Source organism: Vibrio qinghaiensis (assembly GCF_002257545.1).
Taxonomy (GTDB): domain Bacteria; phylum Pseudomonadota; class Gammaproteobacteria; order Enterobacterales; family Vibrionaceae; genus Vibrio; species Vibrio ordalii.
Genome location: NZ_CP022741.1, coordinates 414,572 through 428,050 on the forward strand (window position 1 = coordinate 414,572; position 13,479 = coordinate 428,050).

The window sequence follows — 13,479 nt, forward strand, 5'->3', positions numbered from 1 at the left end:
ATTGGGAGGAGTTATGGCTCGGAAAAATGATGGAATTATTTGGCATTTGATGGATGCGCCGTGGTGGGTGAGTATCTTGTTCTCAGCAGGCATTTATGTTGGTCTATCTTTCCTATTGCCAGGTTTAGCGGCTCGCAGTGATAACTTCATCTTCAATGCCATTGGGCCGAATCTTCCGCAAATGGCACCGTATTTTGCTTTTTTGTTTTTAATTCCAGCTCCAATTGCGTTCTTTAAGCAGTATCAGCGAAAGCATAATTATCTTGCGACGACGTCTCAAATCAGAGCAAACAAAAACACGACTCCGCTTAATTCCCTCAGCTGGATTGAATTTGAAAGCTACATTGGCGAGTACTTTAAGCAGCAAGGCTACGACGTTAAACAATCTTTCTCAAAGCAGGCCGATGGTGGGGTAGATATTTGGTTAACTAAAAACGGTGAGTTGAGTCTTGTACAATGTAAGCACTGGAAAGCTAGAAAAGTCGGAGTTCAAGTCTTAAGAGAAATGTATGGTGTGATGATCGACAATCGTGCTAGCAAAATGATCATCGTAACATCGGGAGATTTTACTTCTGAAGCCATCGCCTTTGCTCAAGAGAAGCGCCTGTGGTTGGTTAATGGTAGCGAGCTAGTCCACATGATTGAAGATGGTCGTAGCTTTATGAATAAGCCAGTCATTGATGAGCCTACACTCGATCCTCATTCCAAGGTTTGCCCAAACTGCCAGTCTAGCCTTGTGATTCGTGTTGCTAGAAAAGGCCGTAATGCGGGTAAAAGTTTCTATGGTTGCTCTGCGTATCCTAAATGTCGCTACACTTGCGACTGTTGAATGTGAGTGAGGATTCAAGCAGTCTAACTGTATAGAAGGGTGTTCTCAGAACATAAAAGTTAACCTTTTGAGCCTAATTTCCAACTTAAAATGCTTTTGCGAGAACAGTGTTCTCGCTCAAATCATTAAAAACTAAAGTTTGCTCATTTAATTAATAGATAAAAAAGCCCTCTTAGTAAGCGCATCATAAACCCCACATTCTAATCAACCTCAGTCCGCCATAAGATCAAATCTCCAACCTCAAGGAGATCTGAAATGGCAAAACGACGCACCAACCAAGAATGGCAAACCTTGTTCGAGCAATACCAATCCAGCCATCTATCCCAGCGTGTCTTCTGTGAGCGTAACGGGTTAAGTCTTTCTACTTTTTATGCCAAGCGCCAGCAGTTACAAACTACGGAGTCAGCCAATATCAGTGGCTTTGTTAAAGCTGAAGTCGTTGAAAAAACGACTCGCTACCAAGTAACTCAAACACCCGTCGCCAACATGACATTATTTATTAATGACGCTGAACTCAGCATTCCACAGGGTACACCTGCCTCGTATCTGGCAGAGTTAATCGGAGCACTGTCATGAAACGAATGTTGAGCGCCCCGAATGTTTACCTGTATCGAGAGTTCGTGGACTTTAGAAAATCCATCAATGGCCTAGCGGCGATTATCGAGTCCGAAACCGATTTGCCGCTCGGCACGGGCGCACTTTTCCTGTTTACCAATAAACAACGCGACAAAGTCAAAGTGTTGTACTGGGATAAAACGGGCTTCGCCCTGTGGTACAAACGGCTCGAAAAAGCCAAATTCAAATGGCCCACTCAAGAGAAAAAACAGGTGTACACTCTGACTCAATTTGACTTAGATAGACTGTTATCTGGCTTCACGATAATCGGCCATAAACCGATAAAAATAGACAATTTTACAATGAGTTAATCTCGATAAAAGTCAGTTATACCAAGCCTTGGCGTGGTGTTTTTAGTATAATCAATGCCATGAAAAAGACGCCCGATATTAACCCAGAAAGCCAAGACATCGCCGAGCTTCAAGCTATGGTGAAAGCGTTGATGTCGGAGAAAAAAGAGTGGCAACAAGAGCGCCAATCCTTAATTGAACAGTTTAAACTGGCCCTTGACCGTCAATTCGCCAAACGCTCGGAAGCGTTAAAGCCTTATAATGAAGCGCAAGGTGACCTCTTTAATGAGGCGGAATGTGAAGCAGCGAAAGTGGAAGATGAGGTTATCACCACCACAACGACGACCATTAAACGTCGTGGTAAACGTCAACCGCTGCCTAAAGACTTACCGCGTGAAACACTCGTACTTGACCTAGATGAGCACGACAAGCAGTGCTCATGCTGCCAACACGCTCTGCATAAAATCGGCGAAGACCGCAGTGAAAAGCTCGAGTTCACGCCCGCCGTCCTAAAAGTATTGGAAGTCGTTCGCCCGAAATACGCCTGTCGTCAGTGTGAACAACAGGCTGAAAAAAGCCACATTCACCAACAACCCGCACCGATAAGTATCATCCCCAAAAGCTTCGCTACCGAAAGTCTGCTTGCCAACATTATTTTAGGTAAATATCAGTATGCGCTTCCGCTGTATCGTCAGGAAACCTTGTTCACCCAATCAGGTATCGAGTTATCGAGAACGACCATGGCCAGGTGGGTAATCCAGGTGAGTGAAAAGTTCAAACCGCTTTATCAGGCACTGAAGGCTCACTTACTCGAACAAGTGGTGGTTCAGGCCGATGAAACGCCGCTCAATGTGCTCAAGGAAGACAAGCAATGTTACATGTGGTTGTACTGCTCGGGAGCCGACTCCCCTGAAGCTAAACTCCCTGACATGAAAAATATCGTCTTGTTCGACTATCAAAACAGTCGCGCGAGAGTGTGCCCCGTGAACTTCTTGGGTGATTACTCAGGCTATCTGCAAAGTGATGGTTACGCGGCTTATGATGGATTAACCAACGTCACCAATGTCGGTTGCTTCGCTCATGCACGTCGTAAGTTCATGGAAGCGAAGAAGCTTCAGGGCAAGGGTAAAACAGGTAAAGCGGATGTGGCGTTAGCCAAAATCCAAAAGTTGTACGCACTTGAATCTCGATTAAAACTGGCTTCGGTCGAAGAGCGTTGGGCAGAAAGACAAGCGCAGGCTAAACCGATGTTGGATGACTTCTATGACTGGTTAACCACGCAGAAAGTCATCGAATCGAGTCCTCTTGGTAAAGCCATCAAGTACACCTTGGGTCAGTGGCCTAAGCTGATACGCTATGTTGAAGATGGGCATTTATCTATCGACAACAACCGAGCGGAACGCGCAATCAAATCGCTGGTCATTGGCAGAAAAAATTGGTTATTCTCGACGAATCCGCTTGGTGCTGATGCGAGTGCTTTGCTGTATAGCATCATCGAGACGGCGAAAGCGAACGGACTGATACTCTACGATTACATGGTCAAATGTATGAAAGAACTGGCAAAGCCAGAGCCTGATATCAACTCACTGCTTCCTTGGAACTTCTCACACTAAAACGCCCCGTGGGATCATGGGGCGCATACACTGTTCTCGCTAAAATCATCAAAAACTAAAGTTTGCTCATTTAATTGATAGATAAAAAAGATCTCTCAGCGCAGAACTCTGTGGTGGAAAATGTGTTACCCATTATCTTTCATAAGTGGGTTTGTCAGAACCAATGGGGTAATGAACGTAAGCTCTGAAACACTTTTGCACATTCTTCTTTAAAGTAGAAAATGGTTCATATCTTGCTCATCTTTTTTGCCATACCGAAAGCTATCTGAGATGAGCTTTGGAAGACTAATGTTGAGTCTTGTTTCTGGGGTAAGCTAATTAACCCAGAAAAGCGCCTCTTACGAGGCTATTTTTAACTTTGTTACACATATCGAATTGGTTTGCTTATCCGAAGTACTCACCAAAGAGAGTATGTTCAGGTTTATCATCGAATAGTTCTAGCACGGTTCCATCTAGTAGGGCTTGCTTATCTTCAATAGTAAGAACGTCATCCTCTTGGGCTGTAGAGATAAGTTTTTCATAGACGTCTTTGTTGATATTCACAAAATACTGAAGCCCATGCTTTTCACACATTTCCAGCGCAATCTTAAACATCATCTTAGTTTGACGTAAGTCTACCCCACCAAATAGTGCGCTATCATGAGCCATGAACCCTAATAATTTTTTGTTTAGTTCAAATAACAGCATGTCATAACAGAATATTTTTACTTCACCTACACCTTGAGATGAATCTTTTTGAATATATGGTTCTATGTCAAAGAGGTACTTTGCATCACCGCTGTTCTTCTGAATTCGTATCGCGCCACCATGATCATCATAGAATCGTCGAACCAATGTACGGAACTTTTTCTCTATCCCTTGAATATGAGCGCTTTGAGCATCAATGTACTCTATAGCTTTGAGGTTTAAAGCCGCTTTTTTACTTTCTAATGCGAGTTTTTGTTTCTCAACCCCAGCAAAAGTATTCTGGTAACTTGATAGCTCTGCGATTTTATTTTCTGTCGTACGGATATGCTCAACGATTGAGTTAAACTCTTCAAGTGCACCTTTCGAATCCAAGTCTTTAAGAATGCTATCTCGGCGCTCTTCTTTTTCTGTTAACAAAGCCTCTAGATGCTCACGCTTATCATTGAGCATTTTTACCTGAGATATCAAGCGTTCTCGACGAGCGCTATGAATACGTACGTGAAAATCTTGTGCTTGCTGAAGCTGTACCTGAACTGAATTTGGGAAGTGGAAAGCAGCTTCAGTGAAAATCTGTTCCACTCTATCTAGATCTACTGATTTTACTTCTTGGCTTTCATCGAGCGCCCGCTCTTTGTTCCTAACGTCACGTTCAATTTTAAATACTTCATTTCGAAACTTATTCATTTCATCGGTCAGTAAATCAGCATCACGCTTCAACTCATTGTAATTTGGGGCAATATCAAAGTTAGCTTTACTTTTAAGTAAACGCTCTAGTTTATCTTCTAGGTCTCGCAGCTCACTTTCATTAGCTGTTAAGTTTGCTTTCTGAAGCGAATCTTTTATTTTCTTGATTTCATCCAACTCTTCACGAACACTTTTAAACTGTTTAGCTAGAGAAACATCTAACCCAAGAAGCGATAGGTTTGTAATTCGTTGGTAAAAGTCTTCAGTAGGCCTTCCTTGCTGCATCAATGCATCAGAGTAATAGTTACGACCAGGGAGGTATCTTCTAGCAAAACAATTTAATGCTTGTTTAAAAGACACATCACTGATTGCTCCCATTAATATTTTCTCAGAGAGCTTGCTCGAAAACGTCTTACACTTTCCAATTTTTTCATCATTTAAATAGTAGATACCACTCTTAAAGTTGACGGTGGAGGTGTAAGGTACTGAGCCAACTTTAAAGTCCAATGAAAATGTGCCGTATTCAGACAAATAGCTCTGTAGCGTTCTATCACTTGGGTATTTTGAATCTAATTGCCCACCAAGTAACAAGTGGACTAATTGAAGAGAAGTACTCTTCCCGATTCCATTACAGGTACGAGTTGACAGTGAGCTAGTTTGTAGACCTGCGACAATATTCATCCCTTCATTAAAATTGATGGTTTTAAAGTTAGGATTACTTGAATACAGCTTTAAGAGTTTCATTTTCTAGCTCCAGCTTTCCCAAAATGAATAGGAAGTCTAAACAATATTGTAGTTTTTCAATGGAAATTTCGATTGGATACGCATGGTTTAGCTCATCCAAGAGGACATCAAAATCAACTCCATCTGTCCCCTGTAAAATCTCGACCACATAGGCTGAGATACAATACAAAGAGTCAACTGGTTTTAAGACTTTGGTTGGCAAAATCATTGTTTCATTCCAATATCACATTCTTCAAAAAAGTAAGCGATGATAACCCAAGCCATGGACGTTTCTTGGTAGCTAACCTTGTACGTTTTATCTTCAATCTTGTGGCAAAGTTCTCCAAGTATCGTAGAAAAGTCTAACTTATAATCTTTACTCGCTAGGTGGTGAAGCTCGTCGGTTTTCTTTTTAGCTAACTCTCTAGGAGCTGCACCAGCATTAGAAAGATATTGTTTAATAATACTAGTGTATAAACCGTCAACAATCAGTACTCGCAACTCCGTTAAGACTGCACCTTCAATGTGTTCATATATAGGCAGAGAAGCCTCACTGCCTATAAATAACTGATTAGAAACTCGGCGATTTAAATTGTTTATCCCAATTTTCTTTTCTAGGCCTACATTGTTGAAGTCAACAGAGTAATCCACGTTCTTAGAGTTACTGTCCTTAACTAGTAGGTCGAATACGATTTGCAACGTCATTTCATCAGTGTACTTTTCACTGATGTCCTTGAAGAACTCTTCATAGATGACTCGTAACCTATCATCTTTTAAGTTCTTAATATCATTGAGCAAATCTGTATGATCTTTCAGATGTTCTCTAATGTCTTCAATACCATACTTGTTCTTGTATGACTCAATTGTTGCTTTCTGGAGGTTTTTAGGCTTGTCCAGTAAGAAAAAGATATCAAACTCATACTGCTTGTAATGTGAGTTATGTGACTCCAATATCTTGAGGCTGTTATCTATTTTTTCTTTACCCGTTGATGTCGTCACTTGAATCATGTGTTTCGATTTGTGATCAACAAGGTCTATGTATGCCTCGTTTGAACTAGCCGAATTCGCATTATTGAAGTTTTTACCTAGGTAAAGAAAGTTGAACACATTACAGTAAAAATCTTCCGCATGAATGTTTAATGCATAGATGTTCATTGACTGCTGCAACTTCATGTCACACATCAATATTGATAGTGTTCGGGATATCTTATTGATAATTTCAATGCGCTCGTCTTGAGTCATAACCTGCTACTTAACCAACATATAATTTATATGAGCTTTGCCATATTCTTTCACTCCATTCTATGAAAACCAACGATTTGGCACAACATAGTGAGAGGATTATTGAGAGAAGTATTCTGTTCTGAATCACTCAGACTGGATGCTTAGCAAAGCGACTTTCCATGCCTGACTTGATTTAGAGGTTGCTAAATTAGCAATGTAGCTAGCATGGTTTAGCCCAAAAATAATTTATAAATTGTTTGCTATAGCCCCTGTATTAGCCATTAAAGAAGCCCACTCATTTCTGGCACACTGTCGGCTTGCGCTAGCAAGTATTCACATTCTGTTTGTATGAGTGACACACATAGCTCTATGTGTTCACGTTCCCCATCCTCGATTCCTTGAGCTTCGGTAAGGTCAATCGCTTCCTTCAGGGCATTTTTTATAGCACCAACGGTTTCTGCCATTATGGAAGCCATTTTGGTGCCTGAATAACCCAGCAGAGCGCCGAATTCAGCTAAATCATAGCTGGTGATAGGGCGTTTGAAGTTACCTTTCGGCGGATTTTGAAAGTCTTCACTTTCCCAATCTCCAATCGACATTGCAAAATATTGAGGGATACTGGCGGCACGCCTCTCATCAGCAGACAACTTACCGCTTCGTGAGTTGCGTTTTGTTCCCTCTTGAGCGATGGCTTCTATGTTGACTAAATCATAAAAAGGGGTTAGTTCCAGCCCTTTAGGGGTGACGAAGAAGCTAATATTTTTACCATGGGCATCGTAGTTTAGCGTTGCTAGATTAAAGAGCATCCATTGGGTGAGCTTTAGGTTAGTGATGACCGTGTCTATGGTTTTGACGCTCAGTAGGCGTGGGAAAGAAGCGCCATCACGCATATATACGCCATCGCCTTCATCCCCATTCTGACGCTCGTATTTGTAACCTGGAGGTAAGTCAGTCGCCTGACAGCCATCAATCACATGTTTTCGTTGAACGACATCACGAGCCTCGATATAGGCACGATCGAACCGCTCTATGATCAGTGTCCTAGTCTTCCCAATGCGAGTTAACTCAACATTAGCGACGTCCAAACCCGCTAGCTTGGCTAATGTCATGCAAAAGAACTCATTAACAGCAATACACGGTGCTTTACCGCTTTCAAACTTCAGAATGTAGTTCGAACTTAATTTGCCTTCACCAAACCCCCATTCATCATCGCGCTTAAGTAAGTTTAACTTATTTTGAACACCAGCAACCGAAAGGCGAACCTTACCGTCCCAATACACTAATGGCGCTAGATTTCGCTCTAGTCGTTCTATTAGTTCATCATCAGGTACAGATCTAAAGCTGGTTTCCCCAGGTTCTGAGTCTGGAACTTGAAAAGACAATGCGCCAGATGTTTCCGCACCAAGCTTACGAATCAGCCCGAACGTGTTGCTTTTGGAGATAGTGGTGTTTTGTATCATTTCCTCAAAGGCTTCTCCTTCAGGAAGGAGATTTCTGAGGTAGTTCTCAATACTACGTGGCGAAGCCTGATCATCGAAAGGGATGTGTGGCGAAATCGGGAAACCAGTGTGTTTCCATTCTTCTTCATAGATGAATGAGAACTCTGTTTCTGTTCCGACAGGAAGAATCAAACGACCAATTTTGGTATTCGTACCGATAAACACGTCTAACTGTTGTAACTTACTCATACCAACCGTCCCCATTGCTTCTCACGCTGTTTTCAGCTTGGGAGGTTATTTGGCTATGTGGACGAACAAATAGGTTTAAGTCGATAAGGCGTAACGACAGCCCTAAGATATCCATGAGGACGAGTACATTGGCAAAGGTGACACTGGTATCGCCTTTTTCAATCTTCATGATTGTCCTACGAGATAAATTGGCTTTTGAAGCGAGATCATCAATACGCCAGCCTCTATCGGTGCGCTTTGAACGAATGGCACTCCCCAGAGTTTCCATACTGAACTCGGTATTCAAATCAGGCATAGGTTGTGCCTTTACCATCTTACCTTTCTTCATAAGTGCCTTTTAATGTACTTTTGTCACTATTGGGTTCGTATTGATATATAGGTTCACTATAACTCACTTTTGTCGTGACTGTATAAGAAATTATCTATAAGTGCAATTTAAGCTACTTATGTCTGGTTTGCGAATTCAATCTCTCTTTGCTCTCTATGAGAGAGTTTTATCAGCCAGAGCGACACATTTAGCAATAGCGTAGTATTCAGATTCGTATTGGAAGAAGACAGAGAAGAGTGCGTGATCGGGGCTTACCTGACCCATTACCTGAACCAAAATCGTCAGGTACAAAAAAAGGTTAGTAAACACTACGCTTACTAACCTTCTAGAATTTGGTGGCCCCTCCCAGACTTGAACTGGGGACCAATCGATTATGAGTCGACTGCTCTAACCACTGAGCTAAGGGGCCAAATTAGGTGTGTGATTATAGGGGATGGAGTTATGAGTGTCTACCCGCAAAATAGGGTAAATGCGCTTAGTTTTTATCCACTTAAACTATGAGATACAAAAAAGGTGAGCTTGTGCTCACCTTTTAGATTGGATAGGTTGCGATTACTCGTCTAGGAAGCTGCGCAATGTTTCAGAGCGGCTTGGGTGACGCAGTTTACGCAGTGCTTTCGCTTCAATTTGGCGGATACGCTCACGCGTTACGTCAAACTGCTTACCAACTTCTTCTAGCGTGTGGTCGGTATTCATGTCAATACCGAAACGCATACGCAGTACTTTCGCTTCGCGAGGAGTTAGGCCAGCAAGAACGTCACGAGTCGCTGCTCTTAGGCTGGTGGCCGTAGCAGAATCAAGTGGTAGTTCAAGGGTTGTATCCTCGATAAAGTCACCAAGATGCGAATCTTCGTCGTCACCGATAGGTGTCTCCATAGAGATTGGCTCTTTAGCAATTTTCAGTACTTTACGAATTTTATCTTCTGGCATTTGCATGCGTTCTGCCAATTCTTCTGGCAGAGGCTCGCGGCCCATCTCTTGCAGCATCTGACGTGAGATTCGATTCAGTTTGTTGATCGTTTCGATCATGTGCACTGGAATACGAATCGTACGTGCTTGGTCTGCAATTGAACGTGTGATAGCTTGGCGAATCCACCAAGTGGCGTAAGTTGAGAACTTATAACCACGGCGGTATTCAAACTTATCTACCGCTTTCATCAGGCCGATATTACCTTCTTGGATAAGATCCAAGAACTGCAGGCCACGGTTGGTGTATTTCTTCGCGATAGAAATAACCAGACGCAAGTTTGCTTCAACCATCTCTTTTTTCGCTCGACGAGCTTTCGCTTCACCGATAGACATGCGACGGCTGATGTCTTTAATGTTTTGTACATTCAAAGACGTTTCTTCTTCGATCATTTTCAATTTATGAATTGAACGACGAATGTCTTCTTCTTGCTGTCTGATTTTTTCTGCATAAGGCTTTTCTGAAGCGAGTACTTCATCTAACCATGCATCGCTTGATTCATTGCCAGTGAATAGGGCAATGAATGACTTTTTAGGCATTTTACCGTATTCGACCGCAGCTCTCATGATCAGACGTTCTTGAGTACGAACGCGATCCATTGAGGTGCGAAGCTTGTTGACTAGGTAGTCAAATTGCTTTGGCGTGAGTCGGAATTCACGGAAAATATCCAACATCAACTCGGTGGCTTGGGCGGCTTTATTACTGTCATAGCCATGCTCATTTTTCGCGAGTTGAAGATTTTGATACTTGTTGCGTAGTTCGGTGAATTTTTCTAGCGCAAGCTCAGGGTCGATTCCTGCATCTTCTTCAGAGTCAGTATCTTCGCTATCGCCATCTTCATCATCATCGAGATCGTCTTCATCAGCAAGGTCAGCGCTAGCAAGTTCTGAACCGATATGGGTTGCTGTTGGAGCGTTCGTTGCATCTGAGTCAGGATCAACAAAACCTGAGATCAGGTCTGTTAAACGAAGTTCTTCAGCAAGAACTTTGTCAAATTGCTCTAAGATGTATGGAATGGTGCCTGGATATTCAGCCACTGCGCGTTGAACTTGGTTAATACCATCTTCAATACGCTTAGCGATATCAATTTCACCTTCGCGAGTCAGCAGTTCTACGGTACCCATTTCGCGCATATACATACGCACAGGGTCGGTAGTACGACCAATTTCGCTTTCTACACTGGATAATGCAGCGGCTGCGGCTTCAGCAGCATCCTCATCGGTGATTGCGTTATCATCATTTAGAGCAAGATCATCGGCATCAGGGGCAGTTTCTACCACCTTAATACCCATGTCATTGATCATCTGAATGATATCTTCTACCTGCTCGGAATCTACGATTTCGGCTGGTAGGTGGTCATTTACTTCGGCGTAGGTCAGATAGCCTTGCTCTTTGCCTTTAATGACAAGTAGTTTTAGCTGTGACTGCGGATTTTGATCCATAGACGGTATCCAACTTCATATCTGGTGAAGGAATTAGTATGCGAAATGCAAACCACATATACTAACAAATTTATTCATTGCTGACTATTTAAACTAGGTTACGCTTTCAAGTCTTTCATTAAGTCTTGAAGCTCCCGTCTCTCTTCGGCTGATAAACCGACGCTTCTTTCTTTTGCCTGCAGGTTTTCAATTTGCTTTTCGATGCATTGAGCCAATATTTTGTCCAATGAATCTAAAAATAGTTCTTCTTGATTGTCTTCAACAAGTGGAATCTCCCAACTTGCGAGACGAGACAGAAGGGGCTCGTTTTTATTACCGCGCCAGTGTTCAAGTAATTGGCCTGTAGTAATATTGGGGTACGCTTGACAATTCTCAAGTACCTCAATTAATAAACTTAAACCGGGTATGGGCAAGGATTGAACGCTGGAAATATCAGGCACCATTTCAGCATAGCTTGGATTTTGAATAAGCAAAGCGATCACTTCACGCATCGGTGTGCGTTTGAGCTCTTTGTGTGGCTGTGAGCGGTGTTTGTCTGATTCTGGCAGTGATGGCTTTTTATAAATCCCAGTTTTTTGCCCTAATATTTTGAGCAATTGTGCTTGTAGAGATGTGTCTGGCACTTTATTAATCAGTGGTAATGCCAGCGCCTCAAGCGCCGCTTTCCCTTCGTTATTACCGACATCAACTTGTGACAGTAGGTTGGTAAATAGGTATTTGGATAAGGGTTCAGCATCTTGCACTAACTGTTCAAAGGCTGCTTTTCCATGGGTTCTGATGTAGCTATCAGGGTCTTCACCGTCAGGTAAAAACAGGAATTTAAGAATATTGCCACTTTTGAGATAACTCAACGCATTTTCCAGTGCGCGCCACGCCGCTTCTCGCCCTGCTCGGTCACCATCATAGCAGCAGACCACCGTATTGGTTTGGCGAAAAAGCAGTTGTAGGTGATCGCCAGTGGTTGAGGTTCCTAGCGAAGCAACCGAGTAGTCCACCCCATATTGCGCCAGTGCAACCACATCCATATAACCTTCAACCACCAATACTTGTGGGGGTTCACGATAGGCTTGCATGACATCGTATAGGCCATACAGCTCTTTACCTTTATGGAAAATGGGGGTTTCTGGTGAGTTTAGGTATTTTGGCGTTCCATCACCGGTAACGCGTCCACCAAAGCCGATCACTCGTCCGCGACGGTCGCGGATGGGAAACATAATACGCCCACGAAAACGATCGTAGCGATTGCCTTTGTCATTTTCGATCAACATGCCGCCGGTGACGAGCATCTCTTGGCTTTCTTGTTGCTGGCCGAAGTTTTTGCGCACTAAATCCCATTCGTCAGCAATATAGCCAATACCAAATTTCTGCACGATTTCGCCAGAAAGACCGCGATCTTTTAGGTACTCGATGGCATGACGATTACCCGGAACTTTGAGTTGGTTACGGTAAAACTGCGCAATGCTGCCCATTAAGTCATAAAGGGTGCGTTTTTCTTCACTATTGGCTTTAGGGGCTGATGAGAAATGGCCACTAGAGCGTTGCTCTCGGGGAACTTCTAGCCCAACAAAAGAAGCCAATTCTTCGATAGCTTCTACGAATTCAAGGCGTTCATATTCCATCATGAAGTCGATGGCGTTGCCATGCACGCCACAACCAAAGCAGTGATAGAACTGTTTTTCTTGGCTTACACTAAATGAGGGCGTTTTTTCATTATGGAATGGGCAGCAAGCACCGTAGTTCTTACCTTTTTTCTTAAGTTTCACACGTGCGTCTATGATGTCGACAATATCAAGTCGAGCAAGGAGATCATCAATAAAACTGCGAGGGATGTGTCCTGCCATAAAACCTAAAAGAAAAGACCAAAACGAATGATTAGATACAAACAAGCCGTGCGCTCCAGAGGATAGCACGGCTTGATGCAATTTGATGCGGGCATTTAAGCGAGTTTAGTTCGAACTAATCCGCTGACTTTACCCATATCTGCACGCCCTTGAATTTGCGGTTTCAAGACAGCCATCACTTTCCCCATGTCTTGCATGCCAGCAGCAGCGGACTGTGTGATTGCATCATCAATTAATGCGCTCACTTCATCATCGCTCAACGGCTGAGGCATAAATGCCTCAAGGATAGTGATTTCTGCTTGCTCTGCATCTGCGAGATCTTGACGATTGGCAGCTTCATATTGAGCGACAGAGTCGCGACGTTGTTTAACCATTTTTACCATCACAGCAAGAATATCGTCGTCGTTCAGAGTGATCTGCTCGTCGACTTCTCGTTGTTTTATCGCGGATAAGGCTAAACGAATAGTGCCAAGGCGTACTTTATCCTTGGCTTTCATCGCTAATTTTTGCTCTTCTTTGAGGATATCAATTAGAGCCATAACGCTCGT

Annotated in this window: 13 protein-coding genes and 1 tRNA gene; 4 read left to right on the forward strand and 10 right to left on the reverse strand. The window is 42.9% G+C overall.

Annotated features, from left to right (window positions below):
• Positions 1–13: 13 nt before the first annotated feature.
• From CCZ37_RS02075 to CCZ37_RS02090, 4 genes are all read left to right on the forward strand, one after another.
• Positions 14–829 carry a restriction endonuclease gene (locus CCZ37_RS02075; RefSeq protein WP_094499629.1) on the forward strand — a complete coding sequence of 272 codons (816 nt, stop codon included), beginning with the start codon at positions 14–16 and terminating at the stop codon, positions 827–829.
• 255 nt (positions 830–1,084) lie between these two features.
• Positions 1,085–1,405: an IS66 family insertion sequence element accessory protein TnpA gene (gene tnpA / locus CCZ37_RS02080; RefSeq protein WP_094499630.1), complete on the forward strand. Its 321-nt coding sequence runs from the start codon at positions 1,085–1,087 to the stop codon at positions 1,403–1,405.
• Positions 1,402–1,755 carry an IS66 family insertion sequence element accessory protein TnpB gene (tnpB, locus tag CCZ37_RS02085; RefSeq protein ID WP_094499614.1) on the forward strand — a complete coding sequence of 118 codons (354 nt, stop codon included), beginning with the start codon at positions 1,402–1,404 and terminating at the stop codon, positions 1,753–1,755. The genes tnpA and tnpB overlap by 4 nt, the downstream gene beginning before the upstream one ends.
• A gap of 59 nt (positions 1,756–1,814) precedes the next feature.
• Positions 1,815–3,347, forward strand: a complete 1,533-nt coding sequence (locus tag CCZ37_RS02090; RefSeq protein WP_094499631.1) for an IS66-like element ISVa12 family transposase — start codon at positions 1,815–1,817, stop codon at positions 3,345–3,347.
• A gap of 384 nt (positions 3,348–3,731) precedes the next feature.
• On the opposite strand, the gene CCZ37_RS02095 is transcribed toward CCZ37_RS02090, so the two are convergent.
• From CCZ37_RS02095 to CCZ37_RS02135, 10 genes are all read right to left on the reverse strand, one after another.
• A complete protein-coding gene (locus CCZ37_RS02095) occupies positions 3,732–5,462 on the reverse strand; it encodes a DUF2326 domain-containing protein (RefSeq protein ID WP_080608636.1) in 1,731 nt (576 codons plus the stop codon).
• Positions 5,434–5,670, reverse strand: a complete 237-nt coding sequence (locus CCZ37_RS19620; RefSeq protein ID WP_017042714.1) for an ABC-three component system middle component 6 — start codon at positions 5,668–5,670, stop codon at positions 5,434–5,436. The genes CCZ37_RS02095 and CCZ37_RS19620 overlap by 29 nt, the downstream gene beginning before the upstream one ends.
• Positions 5,667–6,683 (reverse strand): SMEK domain-containing protein, encoded by a 1,017-nt coding sequence (locus tag CCZ37_RS02105; RefSeq protein WP_080608637.1) that lies wholly within the window; start codon positions 6,681–6,683, stop codon positions 5,667–5,669. The genes CCZ37_RS19620 and CCZ37_RS02105 overlap by 4 nt, the downstream gene beginning before the upstream one ends.
• Positions 6,684–6,946: 263 nt before the next feature.
• Positions 6,947–8,353, reverse strand: coding sequence for a HipA domain-containing protein (locus CCZ37_RS02110; RefSeq protein WP_167372367.1), 1,407 nt, complete (start codon positions 8,351–8,353; stop codon positions 6,947–6,949).
• Positions 8,346–8,681, reverse strand: a complete 336-nt coding sequence (locus CCZ37_RS02115; protein WP_017042710.1) for a helix-turn-helix domain-containing protein — start codon at positions 8,679–8,681, stop codon at positions 8,346–8,348. Before CCZ37_RS02115 ends, CCZ37_RS02110 begins: the two co-directional genes overlap by 8 nt.
• A gap of 153 nt (positions 8,682–8,834) precedes the next feature.
• Positions 8,835–8,990: a hypothetical protein gene (locus tag CCZ37_RS18825; protein WP_157729194.1), complete on the reverse strand. Its 156-nt coding sequence runs from the start codon at positions 8,988–8,990 to the stop codon at positions 8,835–8,837.
• Positions 8,991–9,014: 24 nt separating this feature from the next.
• A tRNA-Ile gene (locus CCZ37_RS02120) sits at positions 9,015–9,090 on the reverse strand.
• Positions 9,091–9,233: 143 nt separating this feature from the next.
• Complete coding sequence (rpoD, locus tag CCZ37_RS02125; protein ID WP_094499633.1) at positions 9,234–11,090, reverse strand: RNA polymerase sigma factor RpoD; 1,857 nt, start codon at positions 11,088–11,090, stop codon at positions 9,234–9,236.
• Between the two features lie 98 nt (positions 11,091–11,188).
• Entirely contained in the window at positions 11,189–12,931 is a 1,743-nt protein-coding gene (gene dnaG, locus CCZ37_RS02130; protein WP_094499634.1) for a DNA primase, read from the reverse strand.
• 95 nt (positions 12,932–13,026) lie between these two features.
• Positions 13,027–13,470, reverse strand: coding sequence for a GatB/YqeY domain-containing protein (locus CCZ37_RS02135; RefSeq protein WP_010318215.1), 444 nt, complete (start codon positions 13,468–13,470; stop codon positions 13,027–13,029).
• Between the last annotated feature and the right edge of the window lie 9 nt (positions 13,471–13,479).